Here is a 21820-nt window from a genome sequence, read left to right as displayed (position 1 = left end):
AATCATGAGTTCAAGCAATGCAATTCAGCTACGCAATTCCAGCTCACTCTATTTCGGAAAGATCGCCTCACGCGGTGATTTTGTAAAAAGCGCGTCTGGCACCAAAGTCATTGCCCTGATCGACAACTGGATTGCGCAAGGGATGGAACTGCTGATCGCGAATCCCGGATGGAAGAATTACTACGATAACGCCGGCCCGGTTGACTTCCTTCTCCTGGGAACACGCAAGAAACGCGCAATATGCGGCTCGCTGATCCCGAGCGGCGATGCATCTTCCCGCCGTTTTCCATTTGTCGCCGCGACTCTGTTCGAGACTGATGACGCACTCGAATTTCTCCATCTCAGTCCGATGGTGTTGGAGCGGCACGTTAATCATCAGCGCGCCCTTATTCATCACGCGGCCAAAGCGCATGACGCCGTAGACACATTGATTACATTAGGTGACGTACCGCTAGAAGCTGAGTTCGCGAGAGGCAAAGTCTGCGATGGCTACGATCAGTTCCTTGGTTCCACCAGCGTCGCCGGGCTGGCGAATGCCCTCGGCATCTCCGATGGGCAGTCATCTGTGCGCCAGATGGTTCTTGCAATTGGATATCTGCTGCAACCCATATTGACCAACTACACGGTTGCACCTCAAAAAGGCCTGGCCATGCCGTTGCCGCGTGACCCCGCAAGACTCGCCCTGGTCAAGGCCTTATGGCTTCAACTGATCAGTGTCTTTCTCTCCAGATCAGACTTCGAGCTGAGCGTATTTTCATGCATGCACTTTGGCAGCCCCAAACTGATTCTCACTTTCAACGGTACGACGCCAACCATCTTTCGCGCGCTGTTTGAAGAAGACACGGCATCGGCCACGCTGATCGACATCAGCCGATCCACATGGGTTGAAGACCATGCATTGCAGGACGTTGCCACACTAAAGTTGTCCAGCTACCTGGAACATGAAGAACTCTCATTGCAACAGCTCGTGGAAACCTTTCGGCAAGGATTTTCTGGCTAGATGGACGATGTCTTCGCCGTATGCCGCCACTTCACGTCAATAGTCTATTTCGAATGAACATCTCTCTCCTCTCAAGCATCACCCTGTCGGCCATCATGATGCTTCATTCCGCCATGGCGGCCACAGGCGATGCTTCCTCACCGTCCCAGGTTTCCGTCCCACCGGGACGCGTCGTTATTTCGGGGACGGTTCCGGATGAAGCCAGCAAAGCGGCATTGCTGGCGCGGCTGCAAGAGATCTATGGGGCCGGTCAGGTCATCGATCAAATAGGCGTTGGTGGGGTTGTAGCTCCGCCTAACTGGTCGGCCAATGCATCGAAGCTCATCACTCAGCGATTGAAGTCCATCAGTAAAGGGAAACTGGTCCTTGAAGGCACAACTGTGTCCATTCGAGGCGAGGTCAATAGCGAAACACTGCGTAAAGCAATCGCAAATGACTTTGCCGCTGCACTCAATCCAAACTATGTCGTGAAGAACGGTCTTCGCGTCACCGCTGACGATCAGTCCCTGGTCGATAGAGCATTGGCAAATCGCGTCGTGGAATTTGAACCTGGCAGCGCAATGTTGACCGAATCCGGAAAGGAAATTCTCAACGAGATGGCGGAGGCGCTGAAAAAACTGGAGACCAAGAAAATAGAAATTATCGGGCATACCGACAACATCGGGGCACCTGCACGCAATACCTCTCTTTCGCGCTCACGTGCCGAGTCCGTCAAGACATATCTTGTGGCGCACGGGATTTCTTCACAAGCATTGAACACCAGCGGTATGGGCGCAGACCAACCAATTGTCTCTAACACCACCGAAGAAGGCCGGCGGCGAAATCGACGAATCGAGTTTCGGGTAAGTCAATAAGTGGATGGATCCAATACCAAAACTCGAGCAGCTCAAAAAGTCGTCTACATCCAATGATACAGCGCCTTGCATGCGATGAATGGCGTCTCCCTGCAAAGTGGCTTTGTCTTATGCACGATCCCATCCCTTTAACCATGCTAGAGAGCGGAGCATGTCGGGATCGGGCCGCCCCCATTAGTCTCATGCATTGCGCTTTCGGCCGTCCCGTCAAATTGTCTGCGCAATAGCTGGTATCACCAGACCAGTGGGTAGTCGATCTCGGCACTTCTACCAATCCCAATCGTCAGAACTCTGCCTTGCTGCGCCGCAAACTACAGACATAGGCCCGGCGTTGTCTTGCATGAAGTGCGCCGATCTGCAATTCCTACCACATAAGATGTTTGCAACAGGAACGGTCAAGCTCCACGACTGCTGTCCTGATCTGATTCCAAGCCCAGCAATTCCTCGATGTGCGACATGCTGCCCTGATCCTTGACCACGCTCCGCAACCACAGGTGCAAAGGCATTGCTCCCCAATGGGCGGCCTTATCCGCAAGATACGCAACCGGACTGTGCGGCTCGGTAGTTCGGAAAAACTTCGCCACCTCGCGCAAGGCCTCCAATGCCTGTGCACGGGTGCGGATAGGTCCATGCGACGTCGCCTGTGCGGCCAACTCACCATCAATGGGGTCCGAGCTTCCGTGAATGTCTGCTGGTGCATCCTCGACTGAAAGGATACCGAGCTCCTTGGCAATCGATTCGAGGCGCTGTTGGACCGCGTCAATCCCGTCGCGCAATTGCGTAAACGACGGGCCGTCGACACCGAACTGATGATCCGCCGTCGTGGCCAACTGCATTAATGCGTCACGACCGCGCGAAGCATCATCCATCCATTGTCTGTACAGTGACTTCTCGGTCTTGCCGGCAGCGCCAGAAAATTTTTCGAGCGTGACGCCTTCTTCCACATTTTCCGCAGCCTCCGCGTTGCGTTGTCGTTGCGCCTGCAACTGGCGAGCCGCAACATAATCGTTCAAGCTGTATTGACCTTCCTTTGCTCGCGTGATGGGTATTTGACGAACAAGTTCCGACATTCTCAGGTTAAGCCAGTTCAGCGTGCCAATGCGCATCTCCTGGTCTCCCCCATCACCCTGCGGATGAATGTCCCGACCGAAACGCTCCATCAGGTGCGCATGAAGCTCGATTCCGTCCGCAAGGCCGCTCAATCCAGCGGTCTTTACGAGGCCTTCAGTCAGCCAGGCTGCCAAACGCAAGTCCTTGCTGCAACTCCGAAGCAAGTCGGTGCAGCAAGCGATCACTGCGGGCCAATTGGCTTGCTTGAGCGTCGTTTGCCACGCGCCATAATCGACATTCGGGTCGTCTTCCCGCCGCGCCTCCTGAATCTGGTCGAATTCGGCAGAAAAGGACAGATCCTCGCCGCATGGACGCGCGTCGGAAATTGGTACTAACAGGTCGCTGATATTTGCAGTCATAAGCTTTGTACCCGATCAATTGACCTTGTAACTGAACTGGCCGTCCTTGTTGACACCGATCTTGACGGCCTTGATTGGTTTACCTTCCGCCATCCGCACAAGAACCGTTTCCGCAATTTGCGGCAGCATTGTCCCGTTAAGAATATGGTCGACATTACGTGCACCTGAATCCACTTCCGTGCAGCGGGCGAGTACCGAATCAACAACCTCACTGCTGAATGAGAGCTTCGCCTTGTGGTTTAACTGCACTCGCTGCTTGATGCGATCCAGTTTGAGGCAAATGATTTCGGCGAGAATCGGATCAGGCAATGGATAATAAGGAATAACCTTCATCCGTCCAAGAAAGGCCGGTTTGAATGCTTTATAAAGCTGTGGTCGGATGCCTTCAGCCAGGCTTTCGGCGCTCGGAAGTTCGTCGACGCTCTTGTTCAGACAAGCCTGCATGATGCTCTGTGAAGCGACATTGGACGTAAGGATGATCACCGTATTCCTGAAGTCGACTTCGCGGCCCTCGGCATCATCCATCACTCCCTTGTCGAATACCTGGAAAAACAATTCCAGAACATCGGGATGCGCTTTTTCTATTTCGTCCAGAAGCACGACGGAATAGGGCTTTCTTCGCACGGCCTCAGTTAACACTCCCCCTTCGCCATATCCGACATATCCCGGTGGCGAGCCCTTCAGGCCCGATACCGAGTGGGATTCCTGATATTCGGACATGTTGATAGTAATCAGGTTGCGCTCGCCGCCATACAGGATGTCAGCGAGCGCAAGCGCAGTTTCTGTCTTGCCTACGCCGGAGGGTCCGACGAACAGGAAAACCCCTTTGGGCTTGTTTGGCTCCTCAATGTTGGCACGGGCCGATCGAACGCGTTGCGCAATTTGCTCTAATGCATGCGACTGACCAACGACGCGCTCCTCGAGTAAAGGTTTCAGGTTCAGGATTGTCTTGATTTCATCCTTCACCATTTTGCCCAATGGAATGCCGGTCCATCCCGATATGATTTCCCCCACCGTCTGGCCGTCAACGCATACCGGCACCAACGGCTTCTCGCCCTGAAGCGAGATCAGCTCCTCGCGCAGGCGGCCCAACTCACGTGCCCGTGCCGCGCTGTCAGGCGCTGGCACCGCTTTCTCGTTGATAGCCGCAACGCCGCCCGCTTCAAGGGCATCGGCCCGTCCGGTTCCAGCATGCGGGCCGCCCTCAAGCTGGGCGCACAACTCCTGGATTTTCCTCACCAGCGACTTCTCGATTTCCCACCGGCTTTCGTCCAATGCCAGCTGTGCCTGACTTGCCTCTCGCTCCGCGCGCAGTTCGCCAAGTCGGCCGACGTGCGAACCGCCGCTGGCCATCTCTCTTTCCAGTGCGGCAATTTCTTCCGACAGCGCCATGATCGATCGCCGCCGGTCTTCAATGGAACCTGGTGTGGCGGAGTTGCCGAGCGCGACGCGCGCACAAGCCGTATCAAGCACGCTAATCGCCTTGTCCGGCAGCTGTCGACCGCTGATGTAGCGCGCTGATAGCCGAACGGCGTCCACAACAGCTTCATCCAGGACACGAACATTGAAATGGCGCTCCATCTTGGCCACCAGTCCCCTCAGCATCGAACAAGCTGCTGCTTCTGACGGCTCTTCAACTTTCACAACCTGGAAGCGGCGCGCAAGTGCAGCGTCCTTCTCGAAAAATTTCTTGTACTCGCTCCAGGTCGTGGCCGCCACCGTACGCAACTCACCTCGCGCGAGAGCCGGTTTCAGCAAATTGGCCGCATCGTTCTGCCCAGCCTGTCCGCCGGCGCCAATAATGGTGTGTGCCTCGTCGATAAAGAGAATGATCGGATGCGGGCTACGCTTGACCTCTTCAATCACACTGCGCAGGCGATTCTCGAACTCCCCCTTCACGCTCGCCCCGGCCTGCAGCAGGCCGAGATCGAGCACATGCAGCTCGACGCCTTTCAGCGACGAGGGAACATCGCCATCCGCAATCCGTTGCGCAAGTCCCTCGACGACCGCCGTCTTGCCAACCCCCGCTTCGCCAGTCAGGATCGGATTGTTCTGCCGCCGCCGCATCAGGATGTCAATCGCCTGGCGGATCTCAGGATCCCGGCCGATAACAGGGTCGATTTTTCCCTCGCGTGCGTGTTGGGTCAGATTGATGGTGTACTGGTCGAGCGCCGGCGTTTTTGCTGAAGAATCACGCCCGCTCGCCATCGGAACCTCGGACGCCCCCTCCAGTCCGGGAATGAAGTCGGCGGATTCCAGAGCTTCCGGAAAAGCGGAGATCAGGTCGGAAAGCTTGTGCTTGAGCTCCTCGACCGCAAACCGGACAAATTGCTTCGAGCCTCGATATGCTAGTTGCGAAAGATCGGATGCCGTAAGTAGAGCAAGCAGTAGATGTGCGCTGCGGATACGAGGAGTCTGGCTATCGAGAGATGCCAGAAGCCACGCATGCTCGAATAATTTCGGCAAGTGTTCGGAAAACACCGGAGTACGTGAGTTTCCGGATTTAAAACCTGAAATTTCGTTGAGCAGATCTTTTTCAAGAGCCGTATGGCTGATATCGTAATGCCGGCAAAGGTGCGCAAAGTCGCTGCGCCTGTTATCAAGAAGCGCGAGAAAAAAATGCTCCAGATCGACCTCATATTGCCCACGTGTCACGCAATGATTGACGGCCTGCTCCGCCGCTTGCTTGCATGTCGAGTTCAATTTACCGATAAGTACCTTCAAGTTCGCTGTCATGTCTAAAAAAGTAAGTCTGTCAAATAGGATCGGAGGCTCGGATCAGATAGGCCGTGTCGGATGCATCTGCCCAGATATTGCGGGACTTGAACCAGCCGTTCCAGCCGAGACGCGTGCCGCGTGACTGCGTATCCAGACAAGCGGCGCCAATATCCCGCTTGTCCAGAACGAGTCTCACCTCACAGTCGAACGTGGCGCCAACCATGAGCCGAAACAAGCGTCTCAAACTTTTGAACGCCGAGCCGCCGGGAAGAAAACCCTCAAACTGGTCACGTCGCATGGGGCCGATTGTCAATCGCAACTTCGCATGACGATCCCATACGCGATTCCCACAAAATCCTGTATGTCCCAACACGCAGTTCGCAACTCCAAGACGAGTCAGTTCGTGCTGCGGTAATTCGAACCATTGCCCGACAAACTGCTCGATGGTGCAGCGGATTTGAAAATAATCGGCGGCGATTCTTGAGAACCATTGTGCCGATTGCGGTCGCTGTCGAAGCGCTGCGGAGTAATAAGCGAGAGACTCGTCGGGAATGCCTTCCGCGCCGTCGATCAATCGGTCGCGGGTACCTTTTAACCCAAGACCGGCAAGGCTCAAGATGGAGGGCAGAAAGCAATTCTTGCGATCTGCCTCGTACTGAAGATGAAGCCGGTACTTTAGCCAGCTCTGATAAAACAGCGCAACCGCCCGGGTCGTAAAAATATCGAAAAATGCGCGGGACGCAGAGTCCCGATAAAAGATTTCGCGCTCTGCCACATGCTGTGTGTAATGTCGCGGCAAGACGCCCGACGGTCCCGTAAGTCCCATGAACGATGGTGTCATGGTGGCCTTTTTAAACGCTCCCGGGCTGGTGCAGCCAGACGCGTCATTGCATCCCTCGGTGCCGGATTCCGGCGCATTTCCCCATTCGAAATCGAGAGACTCGATCTCGCTCGGAGGGAATGCCAGCGATACCGAACTTCGAAAACTGATTGTCTGGCCGAGCACGTCTGCACCTTCTTCACACGAATGGGCGCGGGAATGTGCGAGAAGCAGGCGCACCGCCTGAAAAAATTCAAAGCGGTACGGCTCGTCACGCAGACGGTCAATCAGGCCAGGATGGATGCGCCGTTTCTCGCCGGGCATGTGAGCAACTCCTGTCCTGATTGTTTGGAAATCAATACCAATTGCGTGAAACTATTGGCATGCACGTAGTGCCCGAAGAAATGGTCCAGGATCTGGGCGAATGTGAACAGACCAATACCTGCATAATGCGTTTCGTCCAGCGTGATGCGGATCTGCATCCCGCGTGCGAATACCGGAAATGGATTACCTCGAATACGCGCCGTGACCGGCCGCTGGTCAATCGCCGTAATACCGTTGATCTGCTTGTTGTTCGCAATGGAACCCGCGATATCGTAAAGCGTCAAGATTTCCTTGATCGCGTCCACTCCCTGCCCCGACAGCGAAAGATGGTTCAGCGACAGATGGGAAATCAAACGCCATTGTGCACCCCGACCTTTGGGAAAACGACAACTCGGCGTCGGTTTGCGCAACATCCGTATTGTCTTGGCAATCGTTCCGCCTTCGGCGAACAGGTCCCCCTCCAGCAAACCGAAGGGCAATTGGGATGGCAGGTCACGGTTGGTACACGTGAGGTCCAGGCTCAAAGTGTTTGTTGCGGGGCACTGCAAATCCATTGTCGAATCAATCAGCGACAATGCCATTGAATAGCTCGACGACGCGCCGTCGTCCTGGTGGCTTGCATGCCAATATCGAACCGGACCATCGTGTGGCTGGCCGTGTCGAATCGAGTAGAAAGGAAGGAACTCGCACACTTCTTCGCCATCGACACTCTGCCTGACCTGGAAAACACGCCTGATGTCGTAAACTTCATAGGCCGCTGGCCGCCGACAGTCGACGATGACTGGGTAGGTCGTTTCCGTTCCGCTAACCCGAATCGGCTCGGGAATTTGCCGGAACAAGTTGACAACCGGCGTACATCCGAGCACGAAATTGTCCTTCGTAATGCGGTCGAGCAGATTGGCAGACGAACTCCTGTCCGCCACACCCGCCAAGCCGATTCGAATTTCCAGTGTTCGCGTGTGTAGAGGCAATTTCTCGTTCAGCGCGACCAGGTCAAGATCGAAGAAATTGAATTTCTCGGGAAAGACAAAATATTCGAGCATCAATTGGTGAGCGCGATGCGAACGCGGGTCTTCCTCAAGCAATGCTTCATCATCAGCAAATCCGACCGGCAGGATCGCGCTGGCCGGCAGTTCGACTTTTTCCGGCATCGTGTGCGACGTCACCCAGAGCCCAAGCGCTTTCGAGAATAATGCCTCACGGACCAATGCAACAACGGCGGGCTCGCCGTTCAGATAAAAGCGAAGCTTGTTCGCTCGCAGAGCGTCGAAACCGACGTTGTCCGACGACACGACAAGATCAAGTCGTATTACCGAGCTGATGGAGCGCGCCATGTTGACGGGCAGCCCGGCGACGTCGAAGATATTCTCGAAGGCCGCGTTGACGACCTTTATCGGCCAGATGTCAACGTCATAAGTGGTCGTGAAACGGCATGGAACACCGCGCACGGGGCGTGTGTTGAGCAGCGTACTTCTTGGGATGCGTGCTGCTTTCGCAAGCTGTGCCGCGCCGCTCCCACTATCAAAATGCGCAATTGACGCGGACGGAAATGGTTTGAGATATTGCGGAAAAACAACCTGCAGGAGCGAGTCGGTAAATTCCGGATATTCGTCATCCAGTTTCTTGTGAATGCGTCCCGCCAGAAACGCGAAAGATTCGATCAGGCGTTCAATGTGGGGATCCTCACACGTCTCGCCAGACAACAACAGGCGACCCGCAACCTTTGGATAACGCCGGGCAAACTCACTAGACTGTCGGCGCAAAAAGGTGAGCTCACGCTCGTAGTACGGCAACAAGGTATCCATGAATTCTCAACTAGCAACCAAGCGTTTGGCTTTGCTGACGGAGTATTGGAGGGTTGATGGCTGCAACAGCGCATCAAAGAAAACCGGCTCGGTAGCCGGATGGACGACCAACAGTGCATGAATGGCGAAGCGCAAACGGTTGACCGCTCCACTTTCCAGCTCCAGCAAGACACGCACCTGCTTTAGACGGCGTTCATGCATCGCGATCGTGCGTTCCAGCGACCGGCAGATATGGTTTCGATCGGCCGGGTTTGCCAGGCTCCGCCCGACGAAGTCGCCCATGCCATAGCTGCCAATCGACTTCAATGTTTCGGGAAAGTGAAGAAAGACGTCCTCTCCGTAAGCGCATCGGCAATTCAGCAGGGCTTCCAAATCACGTGCCACCGATTCTTTCAATTCTTCGTCGCCGATGAGGCGGATCGGATTACGCTCTCCCGCCTCTCGCGGCGCGTTATCGGTCAACCGTTCCAGCAATGTGGGGGGATACTTGGCAGTCGAGAGCAAACCTGAAGACATGAATAAACATGAAGCATGGAGATGGACGAAGCATGAATTGCGGCGCGTTAGCAGCGCCGCAACCACGGAATGGAGACGTATTCGGTGATTACACTGCTTCAGTCGCCTTGTTCTTCGACAGGCTCCACATTTGCGGATTGCTGCCGCCTTTCTTGCCATCGATGCCCTGTACCGTGTACGTCCATTTCACCGAAGCGTACTTCAGTGTGACCGTCTCGGTCGGCAGGCCTTCGCCGTCGACCGTCGGAGTAACGGACGAGACGATGACATGGTTGAGGACGATTTCCAGATACTTGACCTTGTCCTTGCCGCTAGCGCGCATGAAATCGATCGTTACCTTGTTATAGGTATCGCCCTGGCTGCATGCCAGCCACAACGACGGGCTTGTCGAGTCAATATCCTTGACGAAAACCATATCGCCATGTTCGCAACGTTCCGCGGTGTGGCCGCCGGAAGTACTCGCCGTCGCCGACTTGGGTTGGCGAATCAAGTGGCTCCAAGACAGCGCCTCAAGCCATTTCGGGTGGCCTTCGTCGCGCGACTCGCCTTCGATCTTGGTATCACCACCCTCAAACTTCAGGTAGATATCTTTCATGCTCTATAGCTCCTTAAAAATACGCACGCTAGTGTGCTAATAGGGTTTTACAACTACCGCAGAAGATCCTATGCCTTTGCCGACTGCGGTAACTCGGCAACCAAACGCAACGAGACACTCAGCTCATCGAGCTGGAAATGCGGGCGCAGGAATGTGACGGCGCGATAGACGCCAGGGCGCCCCGGAACTTCCGATACCTGCACGGATGCCTCGCGCAAGGGATACTGCGCCTTGACTTCCTGTGATGCGGAATCGTCCATCACGACGTATTGTGCGAGCCAGTTGTTCAAAAACTGCTCGACATTTGACGCAGCCGCAAAACTGCCGATCTTGTCGCGCATCATCGACTTCAGGTAATGCGCAATCCGGGACGACGCAAAGATGTATTGCAACTGGGTGGACAGCACCGCATTGGCATTGGCCGCATCGCTGTTGTATTTCTTTGCGCGCTGCACCGACTGTGCGCCAAAAAATGCTGCGTAGTCGGTATTCTTGCAGTGCACGAGCGGAATGAATCCAAGATCACTCAGCTCCTTTTCCCGGCGATCAGTGATGGCAATCTCGGTTGGGCACTTCAGAGCGATTTCGCCGTCGTCCGTCTTGAAGGTATGTGTCGGAAGGTCTTCCACGAGGCCGCCGCCTTCAACACCACGGATAGCCGCACACCAACCGTAATGTTCGAACGCGCTCGTGAGCCGCGCCGCAAACGCATACGCAGTGTTAATCCAGAGGTACTTGCTGTGGTTCGTGCCGTCCACGTCCTCCACAAAATTGAATCCTTCGACCACGGTACCTTCCTTCGGGTGGTAAGGCATGCGCCCAAGGAAACGTGGAATGGTCAGTCCAACATAGCGTGAATCCTCAGACTCCCGGAATGACTTCCACTTGGCGTATTCCAGCGTATCGAAGATTTTCGCCATGTCACGCGGCCTTCCAAGATCGGCAAATGACTCCAATCCAAGCAGTTCCGGCGAAGCGGCGGAGATGAACGGTGCATGGGATGCCGCGGCCACATGCGACATCTGCTCGATGAAGTACATGTCTTCTGGCTGGCGATTGATCTCGTAGTCGCCAATCAGGGCACCAAATGGTGCGCCGCCGAAGGTTCCGAACTCCTCTTCGTACACTTTCTTGAACAGTGCACTCTGGTCAAAATCGATCGCGTTGCTGAAGTCACGAACCAGATCCTTCTTGTTCGCATTCAACATCTTGATCTTGAGCGTCTCGCCGGTCGAGGTATGCTTGCAAAGAAAGTGCAAGCCGCGCCAGGTACTCTCCAACTTCTGGAATTCGGGCGCATGCAGAATTTCACTCAACTGGTCCGAGATGAGGGAGTCGAGCTCTGCAATGCGCGCATCCAGAGTCGCGGCAAGATTGCTGGAGATGACGACAGTCCCTTCGAGAACTTGTCCCACAAGTTCGCCGATCAGATCCCTTGCGCGCGCCCTTTCCGTATCCGAACGTGCCACCCTGCTTTCGCTGACGACGCGATCGAGCAGGCTGCTCGCAGATTGTTCTTCAAGAGCGAAGTTCGAGGCTTGTGCTTGAGCGCTCATCTCAGTCCTCCTTCCGCTGTGTTTCCTTGCCTAACTGCTGCAGGTTTTCGGTATTTGACAGAACCTCGCTCAACACATCTTCCAGCTTCTCATTGCCGGCGAGCTTGTTCCTCAAGTCGGACAGCTTGCCGCGCGCCTCAAGCAACTTGCGCAAGGGCTCGACCTGCTGGACGACAGCTTCCGGACGAAAGTCCTCGATCGACCTGAACTTGATATCGACCGCGAAATCCCCGCCCTTTTCGCTGAGCGTGTTCTTCACGCGGTATGCGGCGCGCGGTTCAACGCCTTTCATGACATCGTCAAAATTGTCGAGGTCGACATTGACGAACTTGCGCTCCTTGAGTTTGGGAAGCGTCACTTCCGAGTTGCCTGAAAAATCACCCATGACGCCGACAACGAACGGGATTTCCTTTTGTTCGATCGCATCGCCGATTTCGACGTCATAGGTGAGTTGTACGCGTGGGGGGCGAACGCGCTGCAGCTTCTTCTGCACGCTTTCTTTCTTTGACATAGAGAGTTCTCCTTCGATGACTGATATCAGGTGTGGTTTTGGGCGTCGCGCGCTATTTCAATGACTTGAATGGGTCTGTCGAACTGGCGTCCGGGTTACCTTGCGGGGCTTTTGAAATTCTGGTTGTTGCGGCAGATCGCGCATGCGACTTCGGTCGTGGCGCAGCGCTCGCCGATTTCCCCTCACTGCCGCCGGCGGGCACCAGCACTTTTTCGCCGAGTACGCCGCGCAACGAATTGGTCAGGTTCTCCGCCTCAAGGCGCGCGCTCATGTTGACTGCTCCGTTAGGCCGCAAGCCGGCGACCGCTCCCGCAGCGACCCGAAGGCCCGCCACAACCAAAACGCTCTTGGCCTCCTGATTTGCCTCGTCGCGCCGCAATACCTCGTTGGCGGCGACAATGGCTGGTGGGTAATTACCCATTTCAAACCAGATGTTTGCCATCTTCAGCCACGGCACTATGCTGGTCGGATTTTCTTTGGCAGCCCTATTCAACAAGGCGACTGCCTTTTCGTTCTGCCCCTTCGCAAGTTCTGTGTCGGCATCCTTGTATAGCAAGTCGACGTTACCTTTTTCGCCGCCGGGAGGCGTGGCTGCGCAACCGGCAAGCACGGAGGCCGTCAGCACCATGGCTCCGATGCAATAACGAACGGCACGCGGCGAATGCTGGCGACCAGAAGATTTGGGAATTGGCATTTTTATTCCTTGCGATACAGGTTGCGGAAATTACTGAGCGAGGAAACGCGCGGCTTGACAGTTTTCAGCAGCAGACACCGTTCCGCCAGACAATTTTGACAAACTTATAATTAACACATTACCAACATTCGGCTATACTAACTGAAACATTATAAAAAACACAATTGTTTTTTTGATATTTTATTTGCCGCTTAGTGCGGCAAGACAGCTTGGAAAGGATCTGAATGCCTGAAGTCATAGCGCGGCGACGTCGGCTCGCTGCCAATCTAGTGGCCGAATGGATGACCGCAGGGATTACGGCTGTTGTGCTGCTTGCCGGTTGCGGTTCCGCTACTCAAATGGTTGCCGGAAAGATCACGGAGGTCGCGCTGAGTTCGGTCGGCATAAAGCTTCCGGACAGTTCTGCGTCTTCAAGCAAGTCGAAAACCGTTGCATTGCGACTGGAGGGCGCGCGCGACATGAACGCTGGTGATGACGGACAAGGCCTCGCTACGGTGATACGCCTGTACAAACTGCGGAATCAGAACGGCTTCCTGGCCATGCCCTACTCGAGTGTCGGCCTGGCGGACAAGGAAAAAGAGGCGCTTGGGAACGATCTCGTCGCGGCAAGAGAGCTGACTTTGTCACCCGGGCAAACACTCGATATCCAGGAAATGCTTCCAGCCGATGCAAGTTACCTGGCGGTCGCCGCATTGTTTCGTTCCCCCTATGCGCAGCGCTGGCGATATGCGTTTGCTGCATCCGACGCAGAGCGCTCGGGCATCACCGTTGGCGTTCACACATGCGCGATGACAGCAACCAGCCCCTCACCGATCGGCGTCCCGGCGAATGAAGCAACCCTGCTGGCTTCTGCCAGATGCAAATAACAACCATACAGAAACTCTTACTCTTCAATAACATGAACCGCTCAGCAAAGATTCTATGGGGCGAAGGTCTTTTCCTCCGCCCCCAGCATTTTCAGCGCCAGGACCTTTACCACGAGTCACGTCTGGTCGAGTTTGGGCGCGCCGCCCATCCTTACCTTTGGGGTGTCCGCGATGTGAAGTTCGATACGGAAGCGATCAATGCAGGCGTGCTTCGGATTACCAGCGTCACAGGCATACTCCCCGATGGCGAGATCGTCAACGCACCCGACAATGACGCACCGCCGGAGCCGGTCAATCTGGCATCAATCGAGAATATCGGCAATGGTGTCGTCTTCTTCCTCGCACTGCCCTATCTGCGCGATTACGGCCCCAATTTCTCCGCCCAAGTCTCGCCGGGCCAGGCATTCCGATATCATCAATGCGAAGAGCAGGCACCGGATCTGTACACCAATGCCATCGAATCCGAACTTACGATTCTGAAAAAATCATTTCGCTTACTGTCCGAGCACGACAATCGGGAGCAATACGTTTCGATGCCGATTGCACGCGTGCGTGCGACGAGCTCCGGCGGCTACGAGCTCGACTCCGCATTCGTTCCACCCGTTCTGACGATTCGCTCGTCCCCATCGATCTTCCTGATGGCGCGCCGCCTGATGGAAATCCTGCAGGCGAAGGCACAAGCGCTCTATGGCTATCATCGCGAACCTTCACTGAATGTCGTCGAGTTTCGCTCGGGAGATATTGCCTCGTTCTGGCTGCTGAACACCGTGAACAGCGCATACGCGTCGCTTCAACACTTGTTCCATCATCCGGCTCTGCACCCCGAGCGTCTGTTTCACGAACTCCTGAAGTTGGCCGGACAGCTGCTGACATTTTCAAAAGCGTACAGCCTTTCCAATCTGCCGATATACAAGCATGCGGATCCGGGGCCGGAGTTTGCCAGGCTGGACCACATCATCCGGGAATTGATTGAAACGGTCATTTCTTCGCGCTACTTCTCGATCGCACTGACCGAGGTGAAGCCCGCCTTCCATCTTGGCCGCATCGATCCCGAAAAATTGACCCAAAATGCCTCGTACTATCTTTCGGTGGCCGCCGACATGCCGCCTGCGGATCTTGTAGAGACGGCGCCACTTCGCATCAAGGTCGGTGCACCGGATGATGTGGAACGGATGGTGTCGTCAGCAATGCCCGGCGTGCGACTGATGGCGGCGCCTCAAGTCCCGGCGGCCATTCCGGTTCGGCCGGGATGCTATTACTTTTCAGTTGAACCGCATGGCGCACTCTACGAACGCATGATCGCTTCCGGATCGATCATGGTGTACGTTCCGGCCGGGTTCAAAAACCTCAAACTCGAATTGTATGCAGTTGCACAATGATCACTGACACTCTCACCCAAAACACCATTTCGCCGGCCCCGTCCTTGTTTGCGGAAGGTACCCCATTGCGCCAGGAACCAAATCATGCGCCGCGCACCCTGATCGATCTGATGCACGACGGTTTTTACCTGCTCCTGTTGCTGAAGAATCGGTACGTTCCGGCCGACGCGGATCAGTTTGCAACCCAGATTCGCCGCTTGCTCGATAATTTCGAGCGCAACGCGCGTCGCATGAATGTGTCGATCGACGACATCTATGCGGCGAAGTATGCTTTTTGCGCGGCTGTGGACGAGACCATTTTGTCTTCGGAGATGGCAATTCGCGATACGTGGGAGCGCGCCCCACTGCAACTAATGCTGTTCGGCGATCAGTTGGCGGGTGAAAATTTCTTCAAGGAGCTGGAGTCTGTCCGGGAACGCGGACAGAGCAGTGTGCAGACGCTCGAGGTGTTCTACATGTGCTTGCTCACAGGCTTTCAAGGCAAATATGCCTTGGAAAGCAAGGAAAAGCTGAACTATCTGATCGCCACGCTGGACAAGGAAATCGCGCATTTGAAGGGCAAACGCCCTCAGTTCGCCCCGCACTGGAAGTCGCCGGATAACATCAAGCACATGATGAGAGCCGAGATTCCGATCTGGATTATCGCGACAGTCCTCGCATTTCTCGGGCTTGTGACCTATGCAGGCCTCGCCTGGCTGCTCGCGCAGGACACCAATACGACGCTCGGGGCCTACTTCGATATCGTCAAGCTGACGCCGAAAATTGCGAATATCACGATCAGCTTTCCCTGATCAGCGTTGACGCTTTCCGAAGCGAAGTTATCCGTTTCACGCCGCGCGAACCGGACACGGTTTGCGCCGGACTCTCCTTCCTTCCGCGACCATAGTGTAGATGCATAGGCGTCAGACAGGCGATTTGAATTATCAATTAATTAACATATTTAGTCAGTGTAACATTGCGAAGCTTTAACAAATTGTAAATTTCCTGGATTTTTCAGCTTTACCGCCGGCGCCCCAACAAGAATCGATATCAGCTAACAACGCAACCCGGGGCAACACCTGCTCGCTCTGTTTGTCTTGCACTTGGTTGGAGGTTGGTACGATGGACTCGATTCCCTACGAAACAGTATCTCTGGAAGAAGCGAAAGCATCGGTACATGGGCCGATTGCGAAAGTGGATACTGCACCGCCACCGAAGAAAAACTGGACTCCCAGCCGACTTCCCTCGCAAAACGCCAACGATCTGGCACCAGCAACCTTCAAATGGCTGGCAACGCTTCCCAAGGAAGCACGCCCGAATGCACTGGCGCTCAAGTTTCCGCGCATCGCCAACCGGCTTGCGGAAATATGGAAACGCCCTCTTCAGTGCGAACGTTATATGGATGACTTGATCACCGATGTTCGCGGCGACCGCCAGGGTTTCCCGCCCGATGTCGTTTCAGACCTCGCAGCGCTCAAAAAATACTTCATGAAAACCAACAAGACCGTGCATTACGGCGTATGGGGCAACCGAATCGGCTTCGACTGAGCGTCGCTTGACTGTATTGAATTGAATGTCTGTGCAGGCAGCGGGTTATTGCTTGCCGGCTTTTTTCAAACGATAGGTCAAGCCCTCGGCAATATCCTTGTGCCCATGCTTTTCCGCGAAGTCGATCGCGCTCATGCCGAGCTCATTCTTGAGAGTCGCGTCCGCGCCTTCATCAAGCAGCAGCTTGACGGTCAGGATATGCCCGCCGCGTGCAGCCATCATGATCGGCGTGGTTTTGTTCGGTGATTCGGCGTCGATATACGCGGACTTGTCCAGCAGGATTTGCACGATATCGTTATTGCCGATGGCTGCCGCATAATGCAAAGGCGTCCAGCCGGGTTTGTTGACTTCCGCGCCCTTTGCGAGAAGTGCCTCAACGGCCGCCTTGTTTCCCTTGTAACACGCGATCATCAGCGCCGTGTCGCCATTGAATGCTTTCGCCTCAAGATTGACATCCGGAGCGTTGAGCAACAATTCGAATACGCGCATAGAACCATCGCGCAATGCCAGAATCAGCCCGGTATCTCCGCGCTCCGCTTCAATCAGGTTCGGATCCAATCCGCGCGCCAGCAGCGATTTGATGGTGCCCACTTCATCCGCTTTGACCGCACGAAAGAAATCGTCGTAAGCCCCGGCGAATCCCGCGCCAGGGATACCAAGAACTATCCCGGCGATACCCAGCATCCCGATAGTTTTTCTGCGCTTGCGATTCCGTTCAAGTTTCAGCATTGGTGCCGCACCGGGATAACTTGAACAGCTTGAAGAAATTGTCGCTTGTCTGCTGCGCGACGCGTTCGAGCGGAATGTCCTTCAGGGTGGACAGGTATTCGGCGACGTGGCGAACCAGACCGGGTTCATTCATCTTGCCACGGTGCGGTACCGGGGCAAGATATGGCGCATCGGTTTCAATGAGCATGCGTTCGAGCGGAACGGCGCGCGCAACTGCCTGCAGTTCCTTTGCACTCTTGAAGGTAACGATCCCGGAGAAGGAGATGTAAAAGCCCATGTCCATTGCAGCTTCCGCAACCTGCAAGGATTCGGTAAAGCAGTGCATCACCCCGCCGGCGCCACCCGCATCGGTTCCAGCACCCTCCTCGCGCATGATGCGTATTGTGTCCTCAGAGGCGGAACGGGTATGGATGATCAACGGCTTGCCGGTGGTGCGCGACGCCCTGATGTGCCTGCGAAAGCGCTCCCGCTGCCACTCAAGGTCGCCTTCGAGCCGGTAATAATCCAGTCCCGTTTCACCGATCCCGATAATTTTGGGATGCCTGGATAAGCGGATCAGGTCATCCGCACTGGGCTCCGGCGTTTCTTCATAATCCGGATGAACACCGACCGAGGCATAGATGTTCGGATATTTTTCCGCAAGTTCAAGTACTTGCGGAAATTCCGGCAGGTCAACCGACACGCAGAGCGCGTGCGTGACGCCATTCTCTTCCATCTTGCGGAAAATATCCGGCAAGCGGGCAGACAACTCCGGGAAATTGATGTGGCAATGAGAATCGATATACATGGGGGCACATTTTACGCCCTCGGGCGTATCCGGGTCTTGACGCCGAGCCAGCGGAATTCCGCTCAGGCGATCCGCTTGCCGACGATGATCAGGTCTCGTTCGACACCGTCCAGTGTCGCCACGCGCGGCAGGTGGCCCCAGCTTGCGAAGCCGAATCGTTCAAACAGTTTCAGGCTTGGCAAGTTGTGCCCGAAGATAAAGCCAAGCAAGGTATGAACACCGATCTTCGGCGCGAATTCGATGGCCTGTGTCAAAAAATACTGGCCGAGTCCCTTCCCGCGAGCCGCTTCATGAAGATAGATCGATAGCTCCGCAGTGCCGGAATACGCCGGCCGTCCGTAAAAATTCGAGTAGGACAGCCAGCCGATGATCTGCCCGTCCGCCTCCGCCACCCACAAGGGCCGTCTTTCCGGGTGATGTTCGGCGAACCAGGCATGGCGCGATTCAACGATAACGGGCTCGGTATCCGCCGTCACCTGGCGTGATGCGACCGTGCTGTTATAGATGGATACGATGGCGGGCAAATCTTCGAAGCGTGCGAGGCGATGCGAGTAGGTCATTGCTGGGAAATGCGGTTTTATAGAGTATGCGTCGCGCGTGAAGAACGCAATGCCGCACCGAGCAGCTCCTCGATGCGGTGTTTGACGCGCAGTCCACTCTCGTCGGATGAGAAGTGGACGCCGATGCCTTGCGCCTTGTTGTTGTTCGCGCCGGCAGGAGTAATCCAGGCAATCTTCCCGGCGATCGGATATTTCGTCGGATCGTCCATCAGGGTCAGGATCAGATAGATTTCGTCACCAAGCTTGTACGTCTTGTTGGTCGGAACGAAAATCCCGCCGTTGGCGAGGAACGGCATGTAGGCGGCATACAACGCCGCTTTTTCCTTGATGGGCAGCGACAGAACGGACGGGCGCGCAACGTTGGCGCCCCCGGCGGATGAGGTCTGGATCGCAGGAGTTTCGGCCATGACTAACCTTTAAGTTCGGACGACATCATGAAGGAAAAATGGATGAATATTCCAGCAACATATCTTCAATAAAAAGCTTGGCCGCCAGCGGATGCTCCGCAATGGCACGTCTGTCCTTGACCGATTTCAGCGCCTGCAGCAGATCGCCGACGTCGGCCCGCTTTGCCAATGCGGCAAGTTCTTTCTGGTATCGCGGATAATACCGGATTTTGCCCGAAAGTTTGAGAGAAAACACGTCGTATAGCCAGCGTTGCAACCACGCGACCAGGTTGGCAACGGACGTTTTCTGCAGCTTCTCGGCGACTTTCAGCGCGGTTTCCACACTCGGCCTGGCCAGCGCACGAAGAAATTCATCCAGGACCTCCCGCTCTTCGGTCTGTGCCAGGGCCTGGGCGGCGAGCGGTGCGCCGCCCTGCTCGGCCAGCCAGACATCGGCATCACCCACCCCTTGTTCCTGCAACCAAGCCAGCGCTTCTTCCTGTAACGGCATTGACAGCGCAAACTTTCGGCATCGCGACAAAATTGTCGGCAGCAGGCGGTCAAGACTGTTGGAAACCAGCAGGAACATGGTCTGCGGTGGTGGTTCCTCCAATGTCTTGAGCAAGGCATTGGCGGCTGCCGTGTTCAGCGCTTCCGCCGGGTACAGGAGAATGACGCGCATGCCCTGGCGGTGCGTCGATACATTCATGAAATCGGCAAGTGCCCGAATCTGATCGATCTTGATCTCTTTGGATGGCGCTTTTGGGGCCTTGGCCGACTTCTTGCCGTCGCCCGCCTCCGCATCTTCAGTATCGCCTGCGTCATCCTCGTCCAGTACCTCAGGACGGACGCGCCGATAATCCGGGTGGTTGTATTGTGCAATCCAGCCGCATGGGTCGCACCGGCCGCATGCATGCCCGTCCGGTAACGGCGCCTGGCAAAGCAGGGATTGCGCAAAATGCTCCGCGAAATCGGTCTTTCCGATGCCTTCCGGGCCGTGGAACAGGATGGCGTGAGGCAGACGCGGCCTCAACTGCTGAAGCTGCTGCCACGCGGCGTGCTGCCAGGGATATAGTGCCTGGGTCATAGGCTTCACATGCCTGCAATGATTTCCGCAAGCTCTTTCTGTATGACAGAAATCGCCTGGGTCGAGTCGATTACTTTGAAACGGGCGGGAAATTGCGCCGCACGGCGCAAATATTCCTGCCGGGTGGCCTGGAAAAACTCCGCCTGTTCCCGCTCAAACTTATCCAGTTCGCGCGTCGCGTCGAGGCGAGCGCGCGCCACCTCGAGCGGCACATCGAACAGCAAGGTCAGGTCGGGTTGAAGATGGGGATGAACCCATTGCTCCAGGGCTTCCAGTTTGTCCAAGTCGAGTTTTCTGCCGCCGCCTTGATAAGCAAAAGTCGCATCCGTGAAGCGGTCGGAGATAACCCAATCGCCGCGCTCCAAGGCAGGCTCGATCACTTCCGCAATATGTTCCCGGCGCGCTGCGAACATCAGCAGGGCTTCCGTTTCAAGATGCATTTTTTCATGCAGGAGCAGCTCTCGCAGCTTCTCGCCCAACGGCGTGCCGCCCGGCTCGCGCGTGACGATCACAGTCCTGCCGCCAGACTTGAGCAAGTCTGCGACAAACGCCAGATGCGTGGACTTTCCGGCGCCGTCGATCCCCTCGAAAGTGATGAATTTGCCAAGTGTCATGAATGCGATTTCTTGTTCTCGATACAGCCGGCATTATCGCTGGTATTTGTTCACCGCGCGGTTGTGGTCGTTCAGGTTGCTGGAAAATACGCTGGTGCCATTTCCCCGCGAGACGAAGTAGAGCGCATCCGTATTGGCGGGATTGAGTGCCGCCTCGAGCGACTCCGCGCCCGGCAATGCGATCGGCGTCGGCGGCAGGCCGGCGCGGGTATAGGTGTTGTAAGGCGTATCCGTCTCGAGGTCGCGCTTGCGGATATTGCCCTTGAATGCGTCGCCCATGCCGTAGATAACGGTCGGATCGGTTTGCAGCAGCATGCCCCGCTTGAGGCGATTGATGAAGACGGCTGCGATCATGTTGCGCTCGGATTTCTGCCCGGTTTCCTTCTCCACGATCGATGCCATGATCAAGGCCTCATAGGGTGATTTGTAAGGCAAGGAAGGGTCGCGCCTGCCCCAGGCCTCGTTCAGGCGTTTCTGCAGCAGGGAGTGCGCCTGCTTGTAAACCTGCAGGTCGCTCGCCCCCTTGGCGAACAGGTACGTGTCCGGGAAAAACAAGCCCTCGGGCTTGCTGTATTGCGGGTTGATCTTCGCGAGGAGTTCCTGGTCCGACAGCGCGGCGGTATCGTGCTTGAGCGCGGGATGACTGGCAACCGCCTGCCGCATTTGCCTGAAGGTCCAACCCTCGATGATCACCAAGGCCTCCTGCGCGAACTCGCCCCGCGCCAGTTGATCGATCAGCGCAAGCGGTGTGGTTCCGGGCTTTAGTTCATAATTGCCTGCCTTTAACCTGCCGCTCTTGCCGCTCAAGCGCGCCAGAAAGCCGAGCAGAGTCGGATTGACCGGAACGCCGGCGCTGGCGATCTGTTCGACGCTGCTGCGCACGCCGCTACCGGCCTTGATGGAGAACTCGATCGGTTTTCCCCCCATGCCGATGATGGGCTGGTGCGCCCAGAATGTCACTGTGGCGGCCGATAAGAGGGAAAAAACAATGACAAAAAGAAGTAATTTCCTGATCAAAACAAA

Annotated in this window: 22 protein-coding genes; 6 read left to right on the top strand and 16 right to left on the bottom strand. The window is 55.7% G+C overall.

Going from position 1 to position 21820, the window contains the following annotated elements; genetic code table 11:
• The first annotated feature begins 4 nt into the window (after positions 1 to 4).
• Both tagF and VJ651_RS18100 read left to right on the top strand, forming a co-directional pair.
• Entirely contained in the window at positions 5 to 1000 is a 996-nt protein-coding gene (gene tagF, locus VJ651_RS18105) for a type VI secretion system-associated protein TagF (RefSeq protein ID WP_324108780.1), read from the top strand.
• 53 nt (positions 1001 to 1053) lie between these two features.
• Positions 1054 to 1854 (top strand): OmpA family protein, encoded by an 801-nt coding sequence (locus VJ651_RS18100; RefSeq protein WP_324108779.1) that lies wholly within the window; start codon positions 1054 to 1056, stop codon positions 1852 to 1854.
• A 395-nt stretch (positions 1855 to 2249) separates the two neighbouring features.
• On the opposite strand, the gene tssA is transcribed toward VJ651_RS18100, so the two are convergent.
• From tssA to VJ651_RS18055, 9 genes are all read right to left on the bottom strand, one after another.
• Positions 2250 to 3323: a type VI secretion system protein TssA gene (gene tssA, locus VJ651_RS18095; RefSeq protein ID WP_324108778.1), complete on the bottom strand. Its 1074-nt coding sequence runs from the start codon at positions 3321 to 3323 to the stop codon at positions 2250 to 2252.
• A 15-nt stretch (positions 3324 to 3338) separates the two neighbouring features.
• A complete protein-coding gene (gene tssH, locus VJ651_RS18090; protein ID WP_324108777.1) occupies positions 3339 to 6059 on the bottom strand; it encodes a type VI secretion system ATPase TssH in 2721 nt (906 codons plus the stop codon).
• 19 nt (positions 6060 to 6078) lie between these two features.
• A complete protein-coding gene (gene tssG, locus VJ651_RS18085) occupies positions 6079 to 7185 on the bottom strand; it encodes a type VI secretion system baseplate subunit TssG (protein WP_324108776.1) in 1107 nt (368 codons plus the stop codon).
• Positions 7149 to 8990 (bottom strand): type VI secretion system baseplate subunit TssF, encoded by a 1842-nt coding sequence (gene tssF / locus VJ651_RS18080; RefSeq protein WP_324108775.1) that lies wholly within the window; start codon positions 8988 to 8990, stop codon positions 7149 to 7151. Before tssF ends, tssG begins: the two co-directional genes overlap by 37 nt.
• Before the next feature lie 6 nt (positions 8991 to 8996).
• Positions 8997 to 9506, bottom strand: coding sequence for a type VI secretion system baseplate subunit TssE (gene tssE, locus VJ651_RS18075; protein WP_324108774.1), 510 nt, complete (start codon positions 9504 to 9506; stop codon positions 8997 to 8999).
• Between the two features lie 88 nt (positions 9507 to 9594).
• A complete protein-coding gene (locus tag VJ651_RS18070; protein WP_324108773.1) occupies positions 9595 to 10101 on the bottom strand; it encodes a type VI secretion system tube protein Hcp in 507 nt (168 codons plus the stop codon).
• A 68-nt stretch (positions 10102 to 10169) separates the two neighbouring features.
• Entirely contained in the window at positions 10170 to 11657 is a 1488-nt protein-coding gene (gene tssC / locus VJ651_RS18065; RefSeq protein WP_324108772.1) for a type VI secretion system contractile sheath large subunit, read from the bottom strand.
• A gap of 1 nt (position 11658) precedes the next feature.
• Positions 11659 to 12168, bottom strand: coding sequence for a type VI secretion system contractile sheath small subunit (gene tssB / locus VJ651_RS18060; RefSeq protein WP_324108771.1), 510 nt, complete (start codon positions 12166 to 12168; stop codon positions 11659 to 11661).
• Between the two features lie 52 nt (positions 12169 to 12220).
• Positions 12221 to 12862: a tetratricopeptide repeat protein gene (locus VJ651_RS18055; RefSeq protein ID WP_324108770.1), complete on the bottom strand. Its 642-nt coding sequence runs from the start codon at positions 12860 to 12862 to the stop codon at positions 12221 to 12223.
• 269 nt (positions 12863 to 13131) lie between these two features.
• Between VJ651_RS18055 and tssJ the strand changes: the two genes are divergently transcribed.
• From tssJ to VJ651_RS18035, 4 genes are all read left to right on the top strand, one after another.
• Entirely contained in the window at positions 13132 to 13728 is a 597-nt protein-coding gene (tssJ, locus tag VJ651_RS18050) for a type VI secretion system lipoprotein TssJ (protein WP_324108769.1), read from the top strand.
• 32 nt (positions 13729 to 13760) lie between these two features.
• On the top strand, positions 13761 to 15107 hold the full coding sequence (tssK, locus tag VJ651_RS18045; protein ID WP_324108768.1) for a type VI secretion system baseplate subunit TssK: 1347 nt from the start codon (positions 13761 to 13763) through the stop codon (positions 15105 to 15107).
• 26 nt (positions 15108 to 15133) lie between these two features.
• On the top strand, positions 15134 to 15898 hold the full coding sequence (gene icmH / locus VJ651_RS18040; RefSeq protein ID WP_414691358.1) for a type IVB secretion system protein IcmH/DotU: 765 nt from the start codon (positions 15134 to 15136) through the stop codon (positions 15896 to 15898).
• Between the two features lie 310 nt (positions 15899 to 16208).
• A complete protein-coding gene (locus VJ651_RS18035) occupies positions 16209 to 16634 on the top strand; it encodes a hypothetical protein (RefSeq protein ID WP_324108766.1) in 426 nt (141 codons plus the stop codon).
• Positions 16635 to 16679: 45 nt separating this feature from the next.
• Here the strand turns inward: VJ651_RS18035 and VJ651_RS18030 are convergent, their stop codons facing one another.
• The 7 genes from VJ651_RS18030 to mltG all read right to left on the bottom strand — a co-directional run bounded on the left by VJ651_RS18030 (position 16680) and on the right by mltG (position 21814).
• Positions 16680 to 17363 (bottom strand): ankyrin repeat domain-containing protein, encoded by a 684-nt coding sequence (locus VJ651_RS18030; protein ID WP_324108765.1) that lies wholly within the window; start codon positions 17361 to 17363, stop codon positions 16680 to 16682.
• Complete coding sequence (locus VJ651_RS18025) at positions 17350 to 18150, bottom strand: TatD family hydrolase (RefSeq protein ID WP_324108764.1); 801 nt, start codon at positions 18148 to 18150, stop codon at positions 17350 to 17352. Before VJ651_RS18025 ends, VJ651_RS18030 begins: the two co-directional genes overlap by 14 nt.
• Positions 18151 to 18212: 62 nt before the next feature.
• Positions 18213 to 18710, bottom strand: a complete 498-nt coding sequence (locus VJ651_RS18020; protein ID WP_324108763.1) for a GNAT family N-acetyltransferase — start codon at positions 18708 to 18710, stop codon at positions 18213 to 18215.
• Between the two features lie 17 nt (positions 18711 to 18727).
• A complete protein-coding gene (locus VJ651_RS18015; protein ID WP_324108762.1) occupies positions 18728 to 19117 on the bottom strand; it encodes a PilZ domain-containing protein in 390 nt (129 codons plus the stop codon).
• Between the two features lie 25 nt (positions 19118 to 19142).
• The gene (locus VJ651_RS18010) at positions 19143 to 20183 is read right to left on the bottom strand and encodes a DNA polymerase III subunit delta' (RefSeq protein ID WP_324108761.1); all 1041 of its coding nucleotides are present in this window, start codon (positions 20181 to 20183) and stop codon (positions 19143 to 19145) included.
• A 5-nt stretch (positions 20184 to 20188) separates the two neighbouring features.
• Positions 20189 to 20797 carry a dTMP kinase gene (gene tmk / locus VJ651_RS18005; protein ID WP_324108760.1) on the bottom strand — a complete coding sequence of 203 codons (609 nt, stop codon included), beginning with the start codon at positions 20795 to 20797 and terminating at the stop codon, positions 20189 to 20191.
• Between the two features lie 33 nt (positions 20798 to 20830).
• Positions 20831 to 21814: an endolytic transglycosylase MltG gene (mltG, locus tag VJ651_RS18000; protein ID WP_414691352.1), complete on the bottom strand. Its 984-nt coding sequence runs from the start codon at positions 21812 to 21814 to the stop codon at positions 20831 to 20833.
• Between the last annotated feature and the right edge of the window lie 6 nt (positions 21815 to 21820).

Source organism: Noviherbaspirillum sp., from assembly GCF_035254865.1.
In the GTDB taxonomy this organism is placed as follows: domain Bacteria; phylum Pseudomonadota; class Gammaproteobacteria; order Burkholderiales; family Burkholderiaceae_D; genus Noviherbaspirillum.
This window is presented reverse-complemented; position numbering and strand designations above follow the sequence as displayed.

Bases quoted from the DNA above. Each gene is read 5' to 3' on its own strand.
- VJ651_RS18025 (WP_324108764.1), bottom strand. From the start codon at position 18,150: ATGTATATCGATTCTCATTGCCACATCAATTTCCCGGAGTTGTCTGCC.
- tmk (WP_324108760.1), bottom strand. From the start codon at position 20,797: ATGACACTTGGCAAATTCATCACTTTCGAGGGGATCGACGGCGCCGGA.
- VJ651_RS18070 (WP_324108773.1), bottom strand. From the start codon at position 10,101: ATGAAAGATATCTACCTGAAGTTTGAGGGTGGTGATACCAAGATCGAA.
- tssB (WP_324108771.1), bottom strand. From the start codon at position 12,168: ATGTCAAAGAAAGAAAGCGTGCAGAAGAAGCTGCAGCGCGTTCGCCCC.
- VJ651_RS18035 (WP_324108766.1), top strand. From the start codon at position 16,209: ATGGACTCGATTCCCTACGAAACAGTATCTCTGGAAGAAGCGAAAGCA.
- tssK (WP_324108768.1), top strand. From the start codon at position 13,761: ATGAACCGCTCAGCAAAGATTCTATGGGGCGAAGGTCTTTTCCTCCGC.
- VJ651_RS18055 (WP_324108770.1), bottom strand. From the start codon at position 12,862: ATGCCAATTCCCAAATCTTCTGGTCGCCAGCATTCGCCGCGTGCCGTT.
- tssF (WP_324108775.1), bottom strand. From the start codon at position 8,990: ATGGATACCTTGTTGCCGTACTACGAGCGTGAGCTCACCTTTTTGCGC.
- VJ651_RS18030 (WP_324108765.1), bottom strand. From the start codon at position 17,363: ATGCTGAAACTTGAACGGAATCGCAAGCGCAGAAAAACTATCGGGATG.
- tssA (WP_324108778.1), bottom strand. From the start codon at position 3,323: ATGACTGCAAATATCAGCGACCTGTTAGTACCAATTTCCGACGCGCGT.
- VJ651_RS18100 (WP_324108779.1), top strand. From the start codon at position 1,054: ATGAACATCTCTCTCCTCTCAAGCATCACCCTGTCGGCCATCATGATG.
- VJ651_RS18020 (WP_324108763.1), bottom strand. From the start codon at position 18,710: ATGACCTACTCGCATCGCCTCGCACGCTTCGAAGATTTGCCCGCCATC.
- tagF (WP_324108780.1), top strand. From the start codon at position 5: ATGAGTTCAAGCAATGCAATTCAGCTACGCAATTCCAGCTCACTCTAT.
- tssH (WP_324108777.1), bottom strand. From the start codon at position 6,059: ATGACAGCGAACTTGAAGGTACTTATCGGTAAATTGAACTCGACATGC.
- VJ651_RS18010 (WP_324108761.1), bottom strand. From the start codon at position 20,183: ATGACCCAGGCACTATATCCCTGGCAGCACGCCGCGTGGCAGCAGCTT.
- tssC (WP_324108772.1), bottom strand. From the start codon at position 11,657: ATGAGCGCTCAAGCACAAGCCTCGAACTTCGCTCTTGAAGAACAATCT.
- VJ651_RS18015 (WP_324108762.1), bottom strand. From the start codon at position 19,117: ATGGCCGAAACTCCTGCGATCCAGACCTCATCCGCCGGGGGCGCCAAC.
- tssG (WP_324108776.1), bottom strand. From the start codon at position 7,185: ATGCCCGGCGAGAAACGGCGCATCCATCCTGGCCTGATTGACCGTCTG.
- tssE (WP_324108774.1), bottom strand. From the start codon at position 9,506: ATGTCTTCAGGTTTGCTCTCGACTGCCAAGTATCCCCCCACATTGCTG.